Source organism: Actinosynnema sp. NPDC049800, assembly GCF_040656635.1.
GTDB lineage: Bacteria > Actinomycetota > Actinomycetes > Mycobacteriales > Pseudonocardiaceae > Actinosynnema.
Genome location: NZ_JBFAMT010000003.1, coordinates 1 through 16419 on the forward strand (window position 1 = coordinate 1; position 16419 = coordinate 16419).

Annotated in this window: 15 protein-coding genes; 9 read left to right on the forward strand and 6 right to left on the reverse strand. The window is 72.4% G+C overall.

The annotated features are described in order from the left end of the window. The 7 genes from AB0I91_RS05255 to AB0I91_RS05285 all read left to right on the forward strand — a co-directional run. The coding region (locus AB0I91_RS05255) for a DUF8616 domain-containing protein (protein WP_499635357.1) at positions 1–3396 on the forward strand (3396 nt) is incomplete at its 5' end. 3 nt (positions 3397–3399) lie between these two features. After that, entirely contained in the window at positions 3400–3747 is a 348-nt protein-coding gene (locus tag AB0I91_RS05260; RefSeq protein ID WP_499618564.1) for a toxin-antitoxin system YwqK family antitoxin, read from the forward strand. Between the two features lie 62 nt (positions 3748–3809). Continuing rightward, positions 3810–4166, forward strand: coding sequence for a hypothetical protein (locus tag AB0I91_RS05265; protein ID WP_499618562.1), 357 nt, complete (start codon positions 3810–3812; stop codon positions 4164–4166). Next, positions 4163–4477 (forward strand): toxin-antitoxin system YwqK family antitoxin, encoded by a 315-nt coding sequence (locus AB0I91_RS05270; protein WP_499635359.1) that lies wholly within the window; start codon positions 4163–4165, stop codon positions 4475–4477. Before AB0I91_RS05265 ends, AB0I91_RS05270 begins: the two co-directional genes overlap by 4 nt. Before the next feature lie 161 nt (positions 4478–4638). Continuing rightward, positions 4639–5484, forward strand: a complete 846-nt coding sequence (locus tag AB0I91_RS05275) for a hypothetical protein (RefSeq protein WP_498780772.1) — start codon at positions 4639–4641, stop codon at positions 5482–5484. 246 nt (positions 5485–5730) lie between these two features. Then, positions 5731–6315: a DNA-binding protein gene (locus AB0I91_RS05280; RefSeq protein WP_230566891.1), complete on the forward strand. Its 585-nt coding sequence runs from the start codon at positions 5731–5733 to the stop codon at positions 6313–6315. A 40-nt stretch (positions 6316–6355) separates the two neighbouring features. Further along, positions 6356–7012: an RES family NAD+ phosphorylase gene (locus AB0I91_RS05285; RefSeq protein WP_498780774.1), complete on the forward strand. Its 657-nt coding sequence runs from the start codon at positions 6356–6358 to the stop codon at positions 7010–7012. On the opposite strand, the gene AB0I91_RS05290 is transcribed toward AB0I91_RS05285, so the two are convergent. The 5 genes from AB0I91_RS05290 to AB0I91_RS05310 form a co-directional block, all read right to left on the reverse strand. Beyond that, the gene (locus AB0I91_RS05290; protein WP_498780776.1) at positions 6994–7557 is read right to left on the reverse strand and encodes a GNAT family N-acetyltransferase; all 564 of its coding nucleotides are present in this window, start codon (positions 7555–7557) and stop codon (positions 6994–6996) included. The two genes, AB0I91_RS05285 and AB0I91_RS05290, sit on opposite strands and share 19 nt — an antisense overlap. A gap of 33 nt (positions 7558–7590) precedes the next feature. Continuing rightward, entirely contained in the window at positions 7591–8196 is a 606-nt protein-coding gene (locus AB0I91_RS05295) for a hypothetical protein (RefSeq protein ID WP_499618557.1), read from the reverse strand. A gap of 58 nt (positions 8197–8254) precedes the next feature. Then, positions 8255–8938: a Crp/Fnr family transcriptional regulator gene (locus AB0I91_RS05300; protein WP_498780777.1), complete on the reverse strand. Its 684-nt coding sequence runs from the start codon at positions 8936–8938 to the stop codon at positions 8255–8257. 70 nt (positions 8939–9008) lie between these two features. Continuing rightward, positions 9009–10919: a S9 family peptidase gene (locus AB0I91_RS05305; protein WP_498780779.1), complete on the reverse strand. Its 1911-nt coding sequence runs from the start codon at positions 10917–10919 to the stop codon at positions 9009–9011. A gap of 53 nt (positions 10920–10972) precedes the next feature. After that, positions 10973–11992, reverse strand: coding sequence for a TerC family protein (locus AB0I91_RS05310; RefSeq protein ID WP_498780780.1), 1020 nt, complete (start codon positions 11990–11992; stop codon positions 10973–10975). A gap of 287 nt (positions 11993–12279) precedes the next feature. Here AB0I91_RS05310 and AB0I91_RS05315 point away from each other — a divergent pair, with 287 nt between their 5' ends. Further along, positions 12280–15138, forward strand: coding sequence for an alpha/beta fold hydrolase (locus tag AB0I91_RS05315; protein ID WP_499635362.1), 2859 nt, complete (start codon positions 12280–12282; stop codon positions 15136–15138). After that, positions 15135–16061: an ABC transporter permease gene (locus tag AB0I91_RS05320; protein WP_230566899.1), complete on the forward strand. Its 927-nt coding sequence runs from the start codon at positions 15135–15137 to the stop codon at positions 16059–16061. The genes AB0I91_RS05315 and AB0I91_RS05320 overlap by 4 nt, the downstream gene beginning before the upstream one ends. A gap of 54 nt (positions 16062–16115) precedes the next feature. Here AB0I91_RS05320 and AB0I91_RS05325 read toward each other — a convergent pair whose 3' ends face one another. Then, positions 16116–16385: a hypothetical protein gene (locus AB0I91_RS05325; protein WP_499635364.1), complete on the reverse strand. Its 270-nt coding sequence runs from the start codon at positions 16383–16385 to the stop codon at positions 16116–16118. Positions 16386–16419 lie beyond the last annotated feature (34 nt).

Below are 16419 nucleotides of genomic sequence, written 5' to 3' on the forward strand. Positions count from 1 at the left end.
ATCCAGGACCTGCTCAACACCATCAAGAAGGTCTCGCCGATGCTCAAGCGTCTGGTCGAGGTCTTCGAGAAGATCATGAAGGTGGTCGGCAAACTGGCCGGCAAGGTCACCGGGCTGGACGTGCTCAGCCCGAGCAACATCAAGCCGGGTGGTTTCCTGCAGACCGGCAAGGCCGACATCGACACCCCCTCCGGCAGCCCTTCCGGCAACAGCTCTCCCGGCACCAACAGCTCCGGCAACAGCTCCTCCGGCAACGGCGACTCGTCCACTTCGGACACCTCCGGTAACGGCACGGGGACCGGCACTGGCGACGGCACCGGCACACCGCCGGCCAACCGCCCGGGCGACAGCACCACCACCTCCGGCACCACCACCGACCCGACGACCTCCTCGGCGTCACGGCCCGGCCGGGGCGACCCGACCGACGTGCCCACCCCGACCAGCCGCCCCGGACGCGACCCCGGCAGCCCCGACAACGACCTCCCACGCGGCAACACCGCCGGCAACCCGCCCCTCGGCGAACACCGAGGCGGCCCCGGCGGACAGCCCGCACCCGGCAACCACGGACCCAGCAGCCACGGAAACGGCAGCCCGAGCGGCGGCTCACCCAGCAGCGGCAGCGGCGGCGGCGCTCCGAGCAGCAGCAGCAACCCCAGCGGCAGTAGCCCCAGCGGCAGTAGCCCCAGCGGCAACCCTGGCGGCGGCAACCCTGGCGGCGGTAGCGGTAGCGGCTATGGCAGTGGTGGCGGCGGTTCGCACGGCGGCGGTGGCGGCAGTCCCAGCGGCGGCAGTGGGGGCGGCAGTCCCAGCGGCGCTGGCGGCGGCAGTGGTGGTGGTTCACACGGCGGCAGTGGTGGCAGCAGTGGTGGCGGCGCGCCGAACCCTGCGCCTTCACCACGTTTCGACCAGACCTCCGCGGCAACCGCCGCGACCCCCGACGCCCCGGCACGCCCGGACCAGCCCAACACCCCCGCACCCTCCCGCGATCCCGGCACCACCCCGCAGGGCAACCAGCCCACCGCAGCACCCGGAGCCACGCCCGCGGGCGGCGGTGCACCGGGTAGTGGTGCACCAGGCGGCGGTGCACCGGGTGGCGGCTCGCCTGGCGGTGGTGGCAGGCCGGGCGGTGGCGGCTGGACCGGCACGCCCGGCAGCCCCGGTGCCCCGAGCAGCCCCAACGTGCCCAGCGGCCGGGGCGACCTCGGCTCGGGCGTCCCGACCCCGCGCGGCCCGGAAGGTCCGAGGCCGTCGTCGTTCGGCCCGTCGAGCACCAGCCCGTCCCACGCCGGCCCACCACACGCGGGCCCATCCCACGCTGGCCCGCCCCACGCCGGTCCGTCCCACGGCGGTCCACCGCACGCAGGCCCACCGCACACCGGCCAACCATCCTTCGGCCCTACCGGCAACGGTCCTGCCCACGGCCCCGGCCACCCCGGCCCCGGGCACAGCGGCGCACCCAACCAGGGCCCCGGCCCTCGCCCGACCCACACCGGCCCGGGCAACACCGGACCTTCCCACGCGGGGCCGAACGCACCAGGCGGTCCACACCACGGTCCGGCCAACCCGGGCCCCGGCAACCCCGGTCCGGGCAACGCGGGCCCCAGGCCTCACGGTCCGGCGGGCGCCGGCCCGACCCACACCGGTCCGAACGGCCCGAACCCGCCGCACTCGAACCCGCCGCACTCGCCCGCGGGCCCGCCCCAGCAACGCGGCGGCCCCACCCCGGGTTCGCACCCCAACGGCCCGGCTCCGCACACCCCGAACCGGCCGTTCGACGGGCCGGCTCCCCAGCGGCACCCCGACGCGCAGGCACCCACGCCCCGGCACGAACCGGACCCGCAGTCCCCACCGCGCCGCGACCAGGACGGCATCCCGTCCCAGCGCCGCGACCCGGAAGCGTGGACCCCGCCCCACCGCGACCCCGACCCGAGCACCAACCGGCCGGACAACGACACCCCGAACGGCGACCGCCCCGACAGCGGCCCCGACACCGACCGCCCGGACTCGGATCGGCCCGACAGCGACCGCGCCGACAGCGACCGCGCCGACAGCGACCGCGCCGACGGCGACCGGCCGAGCATCGACGAGGCGCACGCCCGGCACGGTGAGACCACCCCCGCCGGTATCTCGCACCACCGGGGCGACAGCGACATGGGCGACCTGCCCCACCGCGTCCCACCCGACCCCCGCTACTTCACCGCCGACGTCCACATCACCCCCGACGGCCGAGCCCGCATCGGCAACCACACCTACACCCCCGAGCAATACGGCGACCTCCTACGCCGCAACGGCTGGGACGGCACAACCCCCATCCGCCTCATCGGCTGCGACGCCGGCACCAACGACTTCGCCAACCGCCTCTCCCGACACACCAACGCCGACGTCCTCGCCCCCACCAAACCCGCCTGGACCGACACCAACGGCCGCGTCTACACCAGCGACGCCCACATCGGCCCCGACGGCAACCGCCAACCCCGCATCCCACCCAACGGCGAATGGCACACCCACCGCCCCGACGGCACCACCACCAGAGCGAGCGACGACGGCTACGTCCCCGGCACCAAGGACGCCGACAAGACCGACCTCGACCCCACCGACGCGCGCGACCGGGGCGAGGGCGACGACCCCCGCGACGGGTACGACCCCGACCGCTACCGCAGCGACGAGCCGGAGCCCCCGGTCAGCACTGACACGAAGAGCCTCGGCCGGGTCGACGAGAGCCGCTGGACGGCCGTGGACGACCAAGGCCGCGTCACCGAGATCGACAACATCCCGGTCAAGGACTGGATGCGCGGGTTCGCCGACCGCCGCGGCCAGGAGTTCATGGACGCCAAGGCCGACGGTTCGGTCACCGGCGCCGCGACCGGCAACTGCGTCGGCTGGACCATCGACCGGAGCACCGGCGAGATCTTCGAGGGCGCGAACGGACGGCGCGGCACGGTCATCCCGCCGGACGAGGTCCACCCGCTGATCCAGCGCAACGTCGACGACGCCGCAGCGAATGGCCCTTACACCGCGTATGGCAACGACAAACAGCCGATGATGGAGAACGGGCAGCCGAGGCAGATCCCTTATCCTCACGACGATCCGCCATTGCGGCACGCGGAGGTCCGGGCCACGAACGCGGCGTTGATGGCCAAGGAGAACGCGCGTCGCGAGGAGCTCGGCATGCCTCCCTACCAGCACGGCGACCAGAGCGTGCTCACGCCGGCCGCCCTGGAGGACATGCGCATAGATGTTATGATGACCAAGAGCCCGGACCGGGAAAGCGGCGGTCTGGAGCCCGCGCCGTGCTGCGGAAACTGCAATCTGACCCTCCAGGGCGTGCAGTCCGGCAGCGGCCGCTGGTCCGGCGACAGTCGCGATCCGAATTCTACGTACCTAGATCCGGAGTAGTCGATGCGCGTCAACGAGTCGGACATCGATTGGCAGGACTCGGGTGACCTCGCGGTCCACCGGGGCGCGCCCTACACCGGCGAGGTCGTGGAGACGATCGCGAACGGCAACGTGGTCTCCTCGACGCACTTCGTCGACGGCCGGCAGGAGGGCACCGCCCGGATCTGGTTCCCGGACGGCACGCTGCGCAACGAGTGGACCTTGGTGAACGGACACGCGGTCGGGACGTCGCGGAGCTGGCACGCCAACGGCGCGCTCGCCGAGGAGGAGGTCTACGACGACACCGGCCGCATGCTCGCCCACCGCAGGTGGGCCGAGGACGGTGCGGTGCTCAAGGACGTGACGTACTAGCCGGCGTCACGTCGATCCCCGACGACCAACTGCACGGCTCCCTGCGCGACCGCATGGAGGGCATGCGCCGCAACCCGGTGGAGGGTGAGGGCCACCCCCAGTTCGACCGCCGCACGGGCGAGGTCCTCAACCACACCGAGTTCCCGATCAACGACAACCCCCTGCGGCACGCCGAGGTGAAGAACGTCAACCAGATGCTGCGCGACCGCGGTGTGCCGGACGACGTCTCGCCGGAGGAGCTGGCCGAGCACCTGCGCGGGATGAGGGTGGCCAACGTCTTCCCGCACTGGGAGCCGTTCCCGGCCAAGGCCAAGTGCTGCGCGAACTGCAACAACATGATCGCCGGCGTGCCCAGCAGCACCGGGCGCAACTCGTCGGTGCCCGGCGACCCGAACAACGTGGAGATCGAGTCGGAATGAGCGACATGCGCGTCACCATGGACGACGTGACCTGGGACACCGACGGTTGCGCCCTGTACGAGGGCAGCGGGTTCACCGGGGAGCTGGTCGACGTGGCCGACGACGGTTTCGTCATCTCCTCGTACGCCTACCGGTTCGGCTTCCCGCACGGGCCCTACCGCGAGTGGTTCGCGGGCGGGCAGGTCGCCAAGGAAGGCACGATGCGGGACGGGCTGCCCGTCGGCCTGCACCGCGAGTGGCACCCCAACGGACGGCTCGCCTCGGAACTCGAGTTCGACGACCACGGGCGAGAGCTGGCGCGGAGGCGGTGAGACGAGCAGGGCGCCCCCGCCTGACCTCACCGGCGCCCGGACGGCGAGCGGCGCGGCGGTACCGCTGACCTGTGGTCTCACCCAACCGGACCACACCGGCGTGTTGTGGCCGTTAAGATCAGCGCACCGTGTCCGGGGGGAGCCAAAGGGGTGTTCGACGCATGAGCCAGCCAGCCACACCGCTGACCGAGCAGGAGCAGAACCAGCTCGTCAAGCAGATCGGCCGGGCCATGCTCCCCGCCCTGCCGCCGGGCTGGCAGCGCATCCGGGCGGAGTACCGGGCGGCCGGTCGGCACATCGAGGTGGACCTGGCGTTCGCGGGCCCGGACGGGCAGTGGCGGCCGGTGCGGCCGCCGATGGACGTGGTGCAGCTGTTCGGGCAGTTGCGGGCCGGGATGTACGAGCCCGTGCGCGGAACGTGGCTGAGCGCGGTGTACGAGATCGAGGCGCCGGCCGCGTTCTCGGTCGACTTCAACGCCGACGACGAGCCGCGCTGGCGCAACCCGCCGCCGGTGATCGGCTTCCAGGACGAGCTGCGCACGTTCCCCCGCCAGGACGAGCGGATCCCGCCGTGGCTGCGCCGGCGCGTCGGCCTGCCGCCGCTGCCGGAGCCCGAGCCCGAAGCGACCCCGAAGGACGACGGGCTGCGCATCGCGCACGTCTACGACGGCCGTGACGAGGCCGGCCGCCCGGTGGTCAACCGGCAGATGCTCGACCCCCAGCTGGCCGACGCGCTGCTGACCTACCTGGAGGGCGCGCCGGTCGTGCTGGCCGCGCGCAACCTGGACGTGGACGAGTTCATCCCCGGCGACCAGGACGTGCCGCTGAACTTCCGCACCGACGGCGCCTGGATCTGGGCCGGCGCGGTGCCGCACTACCTGCGCAAGCACGGCCTCCCGCCCGAGCCCGACCTGGTGGCGCACGTCGTGGCCCGCGGTTTCCGGCTCGACGAGGTGGACGACGCGACCCGTGAACGCGCGGTCACGCTGATCACCGGCGAAGCCTGAGCCACCACACCACGAACCTCCCGCCTCACGGGCCGCGCGCACGATTCGCAAATGCGATCGCCGTGCTCCCACCTCCGGCGGAGCGCCGCGGAGGTGATCGTGACGAGCCCGTGAGTGAGTCCGAGGTCACCATGCTCCACCTCGGATGTTTACGTAGAGTCGCTAGATGTGCGCACTCTGTCGACGCGGTCCGACGATCGGGTTACCTATGCGCACAGAAGCGCACGCCCGGGATACCCTGTGCGCATGAGTCCCGCGCTGGAGGCGGTGTTGGCCAAAGCAGGGCTGCAGGTCACCCCCGACGAGTTCCTGTCGCTCGTGGCCGACGCGGCGAAGAAGCTGGCGCCGCCACACCCCGACCCGGCGAGCTACTTCCCACCCGACCAGCGCGACGCGCTGGAGGACGTCGGCCTCGACCTGAGCCCGCACCGCGTCACCGACGACCAGGGGCGCGCGCGGAGCGTGGTGGCGCACGCCGTGCTGCGCGACTCGGCGCTGACGGTGGCCGAGGCCGCCCGGCAACTGGGCGTGGACACCAGCCGCATCCGGCACCGGCTCGGCGTCGGCCGCCTGGTCGGCTGGAAGGACCGGGGCAGCTGGCGGCTGCCCGCCTGGCAGTTCGCGGGCGCGGGCGTGCTGCCGGGGCTGGAGGCCGTGCTCGCGGCCGTGCCGCCGGACCAGCCCGCGCTCGTGGTCGCCGGGTTCATGACGACCGATCAGGAGGACCTGGTGGTGGACGGCACGCCGACGACGCCGCGCGAGTGGCTGCTGGCCGGCGGTGAACCACGCCGCGTCGCGGCACTGGCCGCGCAGCTGGGCACGCCCGCCTGACCGGGCCGCCTACCCCTGTCGCCGAGAACCTTGGACACGCATGTCACGGCTCCCCCAGCCGCCCTCTCCCGCTGTGCTCCAGGCGAACCTGCGCCGCACCGAGGACGTCGTGGCGGTGCACCGGGCCACCCGGCTGGTGCGCATCTTCGCCGCGAAGGGGCTGCACCCGCAGCGGTGGAACAGCTTCCGCTACACCGGTCCCCTGCCGCACGCCCGGTTCGACACCCAGCCGCCCGGCCCTGACGGCGGGCCGACGCACGCGCACGACCAGGGGGTGCTGTACTTCGGCCTGACCGTGCGGACGTCGGTGGCCGAGGTGTTCCAGGCGACGTCGGTGGTGGACCGGCGCACGCGCAGCCCGTTCCTGGTGGTGCTGCGGCCGCGCCGGACGCTGCGGCTGCTCGACCTCACCGGCCTGTGGCCGACCCGGGCGGGCGCGTCGCAGGAGATCAGCGCCGGGCCCAAGGCGGTCACGCAGCAGTGGGCGCGGGCGATCCGCGCGGCCTACCCCGAGCTGGACGGGCTGTGGTACCGCTCGTCGATGGACTCCGGCGCCCCGGCGGTGTGCCTGTGGGACCCACCGGCCGGCACGGGCCTGCCCGCCTCGCCGGACGTGCTGCTGCCGTTGGAGCACCCCGGCCTCGACCTGCCGCTGGCGCGGGTGTGCGAGGAGCTGAACTACACCCTGCTCGGCTGACCGCGACGGCGCGGCGCCGGGAGGAACCGGGCGTACCTGACCTCGGGCAGCTCCTGCTCGCCGAGCTCGTAGCAGTGCACCAGCCCGTCGTGCCGCCAGCCGTGCGACTCGTAGAACCCGCGGCTGCGGGCGTTGTCCTGGAACACCCACAGGACGGCGTACCGGAACCCCTGGTCCATCAGGTGGCGCAGCCCGGCCTCGTGCACCTCGTGCCCGGCGCCCTGCCCGTGGTAGCGCGGATCGGCGTAGATCGCGACCAGCTCACCGGTGTGCAGGTCGGGGTGGGCGTCCTGGGACTCGCGGACCGCGTCGACGGCGCAGTAGGCGCCGATCCGGCCGGTGCTCTCGTCGACCGCGACGAACACCCGGCTGGGTTCGGGCAGCCGCAGCACCCGCGACCACGACGGGAGCCTGCTCTCGGGCAGCATCCGGTCCAGCACCGGGTCGTCCACTATCCCGCGGTACGAGTGCTGCCACGCGTCCACGTTGATCCTGGCGATCTCGGGCGCGTCGTCGGGCCGTCCGGCCCGCACGGTCCACTGCATCCGGTGAGAGTGCCGCAACCACGCCACCGTCCGCTAGCCATTGGTCCAACCCAGTCGGGGCGCGCCGGTGCACACGTAGCCCGAGTACGGCCGGCTCTTCACCCGGAAGCGGGTCGACCGGAACCGGGTGGGGTCGAGTTCGTGGAACCGGGTGCGCACGACGTCGTCGTGCAGCTGCTGGGAGATCGCCAGCACCAGGTCGTCGTCGGCGGCCGCCAGCGCGTCGCGGACCACCTTGGCGTCGAGCAGCCGGCAGGTCACGATCGGGGCGTCGCCGACCAGCCCGAACGCGCCCGCGGTGAGCGGGCCGCAGTGCATGGCCACGCGCAGCCGCAGCGGCGTGCCCGCGCGGCGCAGGTCGGCCAGCGCCTCGGCGAGCTGCTCGGTGAAGTGGGCGACCACCCACGCGGCGTCGGCGTCGGGTGGCAGCACGGCCAGTTCGCCGTCGCCACGCACCTGCCGGTACCACAGGTCGCGGTCCAGCCCGGCCTTGCGGGCGGCCACGTCCAGCACGTCGCTCAGCCGCGACTGGACCAGCGACTGGTCCAGCGCGTCGAGCTTGCTGTAGCCCTCGACGTCCACGGCCACCACGAGGCGGTAGACCAGTCCGCGGAGGGGCGTCACCATTTCCAGCGTCACACGAGGAGCATCGTCCCGGTGGGCGTTCGGAAGTAGGGCGATCACCGGGTTTCCCGTTTCACAGTTCGGCGATCTTCCGCAGCACCTCGCGGTCCACGATCGTGATGGCCCGGTACCCCATGGTCAGGACGCCGCGATCGCGCAGCGTGCGGAACTCCCGGCGAGCCGTGTCCTCCTCCACCCCGACGAGCGAACCGATCTCGCCCTGGGTGAGGTTGAGCTTCAACGCGGTGCCGTCGACGACCTGGTGGCCGTAGGCGTCGGCGAGGTAGGACAGCACGCGGGCCAGCCGCACGGCCGCCGGGTAGCCGTTGAAGTCCGTGCGCCGCTGCTCGCTCCACTTCAGCGTGCGCAGGATCATCTTGTCCAGGTCGAAGTGCGCGGCCGGGAACCGGGTGAGGTAGTCGGTGAACTGCGCCGCGGTGATCACCCGCGTGCGGGTGTCGACGCACGCGGTCACGGTCGCCGAGCGCGGCCCGCCGTTCAGGAACGACATCTCGCCGACCAGGTCGCCGCCGACCTTGACGTTGAGCAGCGCGACCCGGCCGTTCTCCAGCGTCGCCGTCGCCTTGACCAGGCCCTGGACGAGCAGGATCACGTGGTCGGACCGATCGGACTCGCGCACGAGCGCGTCGCCGCGCCGGAACACCTTCGGCACGCCGAGCCCCAGCAGCGCCGCGCGACCGGCGTCGGACACCGTCTCCAGGTAGGTGCCGGTGGGCCAGCCCGATGCGATCGCCATCCGTTCGACCTCCTCCGCCAGTGACCAGTGTGCCGCTCGCGGAGGAGGTGGGCCCCCGATTCCTGCCGGTTCAGGCCAAGTGGCGCGCCCACCAGTCCAGGACGGCCTCGAACCGCTGCGCGCGGTGGCGCGGCTTGCCCGAGCGGGTCAGCTCGTGGCCCTCGCCCGGGAACACCAGCATCTCGGCCTCGACGCCGTTGCGGCGCAACGCGACGAACAGCCGCTGCGCCTGCTCCAGCGGGCAGCGCCAGTCGTGCTCGGAGTGCACGACCATGAACGGCATGGAGATCTTCTCGGCGTAGGTCAGCGGGCTCATCGCGCGCTGGGTCTCCAGGCTCGGCCCGCAGTAGGCGTCGGCGAAGAACCAGCCGATGTCCGAGGAGCCCGCGAACGAGTCCCACGCGTTGACGGCGCGCTCGCTCCACGCGGCGCGGAACCGCTCGCCGTGGTGCGCGGCCAGCCAGGAGGTCATGAAGCCGCCGTAGGAGCCGCCCATCACGCCCACGCGGTCGGCGTCGAGGTCCGGGCGCTCCAGCGCCACGTCGAGCACGGCGAGGACGTCGTCCACGTCGACCGTGCCGAACCCGCCGATCACGGCCTGGCCGTGCGCCTGGCCGTACCCGGCGGACCCGCGCGGGTTGGGCAGCACGACCGCGTAGCCGGCCGCGGCGTACACCTGGGCCTCGTCGAAGAAGCCCCAGCCGTGGTACATGAACGGACCGCCGTGCACGGCGAGCAGCACCGGGTGCGGCCCCTCGCCCTCGGGCAGCACGAGCCAGCCGTGCACCGGGTAGCCGTCCGGCGCGGAGCCGGTCAGCTCGACCGACGGCCGCAGCGGCACGGTCGAGCCGAAGTCGGTCAGCGTGCCGCCGCCGACGAGCTCGACCTCGCCGGTGTTGTCCGAGGTGGACACCACGGCCACCACCCGGTCGCCGTCGGCGGCGAACGACTTGACCTCGGCCTGCTCGCCCGCGAGCAGCTCCAGGTCGGCCAGCACGGCGTTGTCGGCGTCCAGCGGCACGCGCCGCAGCTCGACCGCGCCGCGGTTGCGGACCGCCACGAGCACGCCCGCGTCCGTCACGACCGGCGCGCCGGCGCCCTTCTCGCAGTCGACGGTCTCCATGTCGGTGAGCCGGGTGAGCCGCTCGCCGTCGAACCGCCACAGGCTCATGTTCCGCGCGACGGCGGCCGAGCGCGGCGCCTGCTCGGGCGAGTAGAACAGCACGCCGCCGTCGGGCAGCGCGACCGGGTGCGCGGCCCAACCGGGGGTCTGCACGACCAGCTCGGGCTCGCCGCCGGTCGCGGGCACGCGGTAGACGTCGTTGTTGAACGCCTCGGCCGCGCCGAGGTCGCGTTCGGCCAGGAACAGCACGGCCTCGCCGTCCGCCGTCCAGGCGGGCTCCGCGGCGGAGAACGTGCCGTCGGTCAGCTCGACCGGCTCGGCGTCGGCGTCCAGCGCATCCACCGCGAACAGCCGCGAGTGCCGGTCGCCGGTGAAGCCGATGTCGTCCATCCGGTAGTCCAGCCGGGTGATGTGCCGCGGCGCCTCGGCGTCCGGCGTCGGCGCTTCGCCGCCCTCGACCAGCGGCGCGCCGTAGCGACCGGCTTCGGGCACCCGCGAGGTGAACGCGAGCCGCCGCGAGTCCGGCGCCCACACCGGCACGCCGGCGCCCAGCGCCAGGTCGGTGAGCGCACGCGCCTCGCCGCCGTCGGCGGGCATCACGTGCAGCTGAGGCGCCTTGCCGCGCGCCGTGACGCGCAGGAACGCGACCCAGCGGCCGTCCGGTGAGATCCGGGGTGCCAGGTCGCGTTCCGCCCACGTCCAACGCCTCGTCCCGCCGCCGTCCAGGGCGACGCGGTGCAGCCCGCCGCGGTAGGCGTTCGCGGCGACGTCCGGGGTGGAGACGTTCACCAGGACGAGGTCCCCACGCACCGACACGGAGCCGGGCTGGGTCAACGACTGCAAGTCATCGGGGCGCACGCTTCAGCACGTTACCCCAACGATTATTAGCAAGGCTTACGAGATTTTGACGCTCACAGATGGTCACTGGGAGCGGGCGGGACGGGCACCGGCTTGACCGCTTCGGGGTTCCGCCGCACCTTGACCAGGCTGGCGATCGTGGTGATGGCCAGCACGCCGATGATCACCGACAGCGACAGCTCGATGCCGATCGTCGGCACGTGCAGCGGCTCACCGCCGTTGAGGAACGGCAGCGAGTTGGTGTGCAGCGCCTCCAGGATCAGCTTCACGCCGATGAAGCCGAGGATCACCGACAGGCCGATCGACAGGTACACCAGCTTGTTCAGCAGGCCGCCGAGCAGGAAGTACAGCTGCCGCAGGCCCATCAGCGCGAACGCGTTCGCGGTGAAGACCAGGAACGGCTCCTTGGTCAGGCCGAAGATCGCCGGGATGGAGTCGAGCGCGAACAGCAGGTCCGTGGTGCCGATGGCGACGATGACGATGAACATCGGCGTGACGAACCGGCGGCCGTCGATCTTCACGAACGACTTCGAGCCCTGGTAGGTGTCGGTCACCGGGTAGACCTTGCGGACCACCTTGAGCGCGACGTTCTCCTTGTACTCCTCTTCCTCCTCGTCGTGGTCGGTCCGCGCCAGCTTGTAGCCGGTGTAGATGAGGAACGCCCCGAAGAGGTAGAAGACCCAGCTGAACTGCGCGATGACCGCCGCGCCCACGGCGATGAAGATGCCGCGCATGACCAGCGCCATCAGGATGCCGATCAGCAGCACCTTGTGCTGGTGGATCGCGGGCACCTTGAAGGTGGTCATGATGATCAAGAAGATGAACAGGTTGTCCACGCTCAGCGAGTACTCGGTGATGTACCCCGCGAAGAACTCGCCCGCGTAGACGCCGTCGGAGAAGAACCAGATGCCGAGGCCGAACAGGATCGCCACGCCCACGTAGAAGGTGACCCACCGGGCGGCTTCGCCGATGGTGACCTCGTGCGGCTTGCGGTCGACGATGAATAGGTCGATGGCCAACAAGACCATCAGGCCGGCGATCGTGGCGAACCACAGCCACACGGGAACAGACACGACTCAACCTCCGGTGCATCGCGCGCACGCCAATGACCGGAGGTCTCCTCCGCCGGCTTGAACGACCGACCGGCGGCACCGGGAACCTCACGCCAGGCTCCGTGCTGACGACACCGCCGCGAGGGAGTACTCCCCTCCACGCCTGCACAGTCTCACGCATGAATGCGGTTCCGCGCCAGCGGAGGTGATCAGAGGCACCCGACCGGGGCCTGACCGGGCGGTTCGGCTGAGAGCCCGACGCCCTGCTGACAGCCCGTTCTCAGCTAATCACGCCTATGGTCAACTCCGTGGCCTCCCTCAACCGCCTCCGCGGCAGGTGGTCGCTCCCCGCGCTGGTCGTGCTGGTCGCCCTGGTGGGCGCCATCGTGGTCTTCACGCGCCAGGGGGACGACCCCGCCCCGGTGAGCACCCGCGACGCGGTGATCGACGTGCCGGAAAGTCCGGACAGCGACCGCACCGTGCAGATCGACACCACCCTGTACCTGCCAGAACGCACACCCGCGCCCGCCGTCCTGCTGCCGCACGGCTTCGGCGGCAGCAAGGCCAGCGTGCAAGCCCAGGCCACCGAGCTGGCCCGGCGCGGGTTCGTCGTGCTGGCCTACTCGGCGCGCGGCTTCGGCCGCAGCACCGGTCAGATCGCCCTGAACTCGGTCGACCACGAGGTCCGCGACGCGCAGAAGCTGCTCGACTGGCTTGCCACGCGTGAAGAGGTCGTCACCGACAGCGCCGGAGACCCGAAGGTGGGTGTGACCGGCGGCTCCTACGGCGGCGCGCTCGCGCTGTCGCTGGCCGGCGTCGACCCGCGGGTGGACACCATTGCGCCGGTCATCACCTACAACGACCTGGCCCAGGCGCTGCTGCCGAACTCGGCGCGCGCCGAGGGCGTGTCCGCCGCCACCCCGGCGGCGGGCGCGTTCGCCGACGAGGGCGTGTTCAAGCGGTCGTGGGCGGGCATCTTCTTCTCCGCCGGCCTGTCCGGCGCGGACGCCACCAACCCCGGTCAGGAAGCGACCGAGCCCGGTCAGGACAACGACGCCCAGGGCGCCGAGAGCGCCGCCGCCGCGGTCACCGCACCGCCGCAGCAGGGCGACACCCCCCGGCCGGTCGGACCGCTGAACGGGGCGTGCGGCCGCTTCCAGGCCGACGTGTGCGCCGCGTACACCGAGGTCGCGACCACCGGAAAGGCCGGGCCGCAGACCCTGGAGGTGCTGCGTCGCGCGTCGCCCTCGGAGGTGACCGACAAGATCACCCAGCCGACGCTGCTGGTCCAGGGCGAGCAGGACACCCTGTTCGGCCTCGACCAGGCCGACGCCAACGCCCGCCAGATCGCCGCGAACGGCGCGAAGGTCAAGGTCGTCTGGTACTCCGGCGGCCACGACGGCGGCTCGCCCGGCCCCGAGCTGCGCGGCCAGATCGCCGACTGGATGGCGTTCCACCTGGAGGGCAAGGGCGCCGACCCCGGCACGAGCTTCGAGTACACGGTGGTGGGCGCGTTCCGCAGCAGCGGGACGCCGTCGTTGCGCAACGTCGTCGCGCCGAGCTACCCGGGCCTGACCGGCTCGGCGGGCACCGAGCGCCGCGACGTGCCGCTGACCGGCCGTGAGCAGGTCGTGGTCAACCCCGCGGGCGGCAACCCGGCGGCGGTGTCCAGCCTGCCCGGCCTCGGGTCGGTGGTGTCGCGGTCCAGCTCGCTCTCGTCGCGGCTGTCGATCGACCTGCCCGGCCAGGCGGCGGTGTTCCAGAGCGAGCCGCAGACCGCGCAGACGCTGCTGACCGGCGCGTCCACGGTGCGGCTGCGGGTCGCCGCCGTGCCTGGTCAGCCGGTGCCCGCCGAGGGCGCGGTGCTGTTCGTGAAGCTGTACGACGCCGACGCCAGTGGCGTGCGGACGCTGCCCGGCTCGGCGGTCGCGCCGGTGCGGGTGGCCGACCTGCCCGCCGACGGCACGCCGGTCGAGGTCACCGTGACGCTGCCCGGCGCGGTGCGCCCGGTCGAGGCCGACCACCGGCTGCAGCTGGTCGTGTCGACCACCGACATGGCGTACTCGAACGCCGCGGAGCCCGCCGCGTACCGGATCTCGCTGGCCTCGCCCGCGCTGTCGGTGCCGGTGGTGCCGGGCGTGAACGCGACCAGCGAGGTGCCGACCGGCGCGCTGTGGGGCATCGCGATCGTGCTGATCATCTGCGTCATCGCGGCCGTGGTCGCCTGGTTCCGCCGCAGGCTGACCGCGGACGTCGACCCGGAGCTCGAGTCGGTGCCGCTGGTGATCGAGAACCTGAGCAAGTCCTACGCCGGCGGGTTCGTCGCGGTGAAGGACCTGTCGTTCCGGGTGGAGCACGGCCAGGTGCTCGGCCTGCTCGGGCCGAACGGCGCGGGCAAGACGACGACGCTGCGCATGCTGATGGGCCTGATCCGACCCACCGAGGGCGGGATCAGGGTGTTCGGCCACCGGGTCAGCCCCGGCGCGCCGGTGCTGTCGCGGATCGGGTCGTTCGTCGAGGGCTCGGGCTTCCTGCCGCACCTGTCCGGCGCGGAGAACCTGCGGTTGTACTGGGCGGCCACGGGTCGTCCGCTGGAGCAGGCGCACGTCGAGGAGGCCCTGGAGATCGCGGGGCTCGGCAACGCCGTGAAGCGGCGGGTGCGGACCTACAGCCAGGGCATGCGGCAGCGGCTGGCGATCGCGCAGGCCATGCTCGGCCTGCCGGACCTGCTGGTGCTGGACGAGCCGACCAACGGGCTCGACCCGCCCCAGATCCACCAGATGCGCGAGGTGCTGCGCCGCTACGCGGCGGCCGGGCGCACCGTGCTGGTGTCGTCCCACCTGCTCGCCGAGGTCGAGCAGACGTGCACGCACGTGGTCGTGATGCACAAGGGGTCGCTGGTCGCGGCCGGTCCGGTCGACGAGATCGCGACCGGTGGCGGCGAGGCGAGCTTCAAGGTCGACCGGCCCGACGAGGCGGCCACCGTGCTGCGGAGCCTGTCGGGCGTGCACGACGTGCACGTGGACGGCGAGCAGGTCCACGCGAGCCTCAACGGCACGCCGCGCGCGTCGGCGTTGCAGGCGCTCGTGGCCGCGGGCGTGGCGGTGGACCAGGCCGGTCCGCGCCGCCGGCTGGAAGACGCATTCCTGGAGTTGGTGGGCGAATGAGCGAGAACGGTGTGCACACCGATCCGGCCGCGATCTCCGACCTGACGGACGCCGCGGAGGCCGAGCACTCGTCGGTCGCGCCGGACGGCTCGAAGGTCGGGTACAAGGCCGGGCGGACGTTGCCCGTGCGGGTGGAGCTGGTGCGGCAGTTGCGCCGCCGGCGGACGCAGTTGGTGCTGGGGTTCCTGGTGCTGCTGCCGTTCATCCTGGTGGTGGCGTTCGAGCTGGGTCAGGCGTCGCCGAACCGGCGGGCGGGCGGCTTCGTCGACCTGGCCACGGCCAGCGGCGTGAACTTCGTGATCCTGACGCTGTTCGTCAGCGGCAGCTTCCTGCTGCCGATGATCGTGGCGCTGTTCTTCGGCGACACGATCGCGAGCGAGGCGTCGTGGTCGTCGTTGAAGTACCTGCTCGCCGCGCCGATCCCCCGGCACCGGCTGCTGCGGCGCAAGGCGCTGGCGTCCGGGCTGATGTCGGTGTTCGCGCTGGCGCTGCTGCCCGCAGTGGCGCTGGTCGTCGGCGTGGTCTGGTACGGGGCGGGCGAGGCGGTGTCGCCGACCGGTGAGGCCGCGTCCTTCGGGGCCGGGGTCTACGGCGTGGCGCTGGCCGTCGTCTACATCTCGATCCACCTGTTCTGGGTGGCCGGGCTGGCGCTGTACCTGTCGGTGTCCACGGACGCGCCGCTGGGCGCGGTGGGCGGCGCGGTGCTGGCGTCGATCGTGTCGCAGATCCTCGACCAGATCACCGCGCTCGAAGGCCTGCGGGACTACCTGCCGACGCACTACGCGTTGGCGTGGGCGGACCTGCTGTCGTCGGACGTCGACTGGTCGCAGATGGCGAAGGGCACGTTCTCCGCCCTGGCGTACGGGGCGTTCTTCACCCTGCTGGCGGCGCGGAAGTTCGCGCGCAAGGACATCACCAGCTGAGGTAGGGCTCGTGGTCGACGGCGCATCGGGGCACTCCCGGTGCGCCGTCGTTCGTCACGGGAGGGAAGCCAGGCGGCACGCCTCGTCGACGACCGCCTGCGGCGTCACGTTCATCCACCCGAGGATCGACTCGCACGTCTGCACGTTGCCGTCCTCGCCGAACCCGCACGCGCTGTCGACGATCACGCCGCCGTGGCCTTGGAGGAGCAGGTAGAAGTGGCAGTCGGCGGCGTCTGCGGTGGCGACCGGCGCGCCGGTGACCGCGGTGGCCGCGCCGAGGCCGACGACGAGGGCCGCGCACCGGAGGATCCGCCGAAGTCGCATGGTTCCAGTCTCGCGGTGGTGGAGATCCACCGCA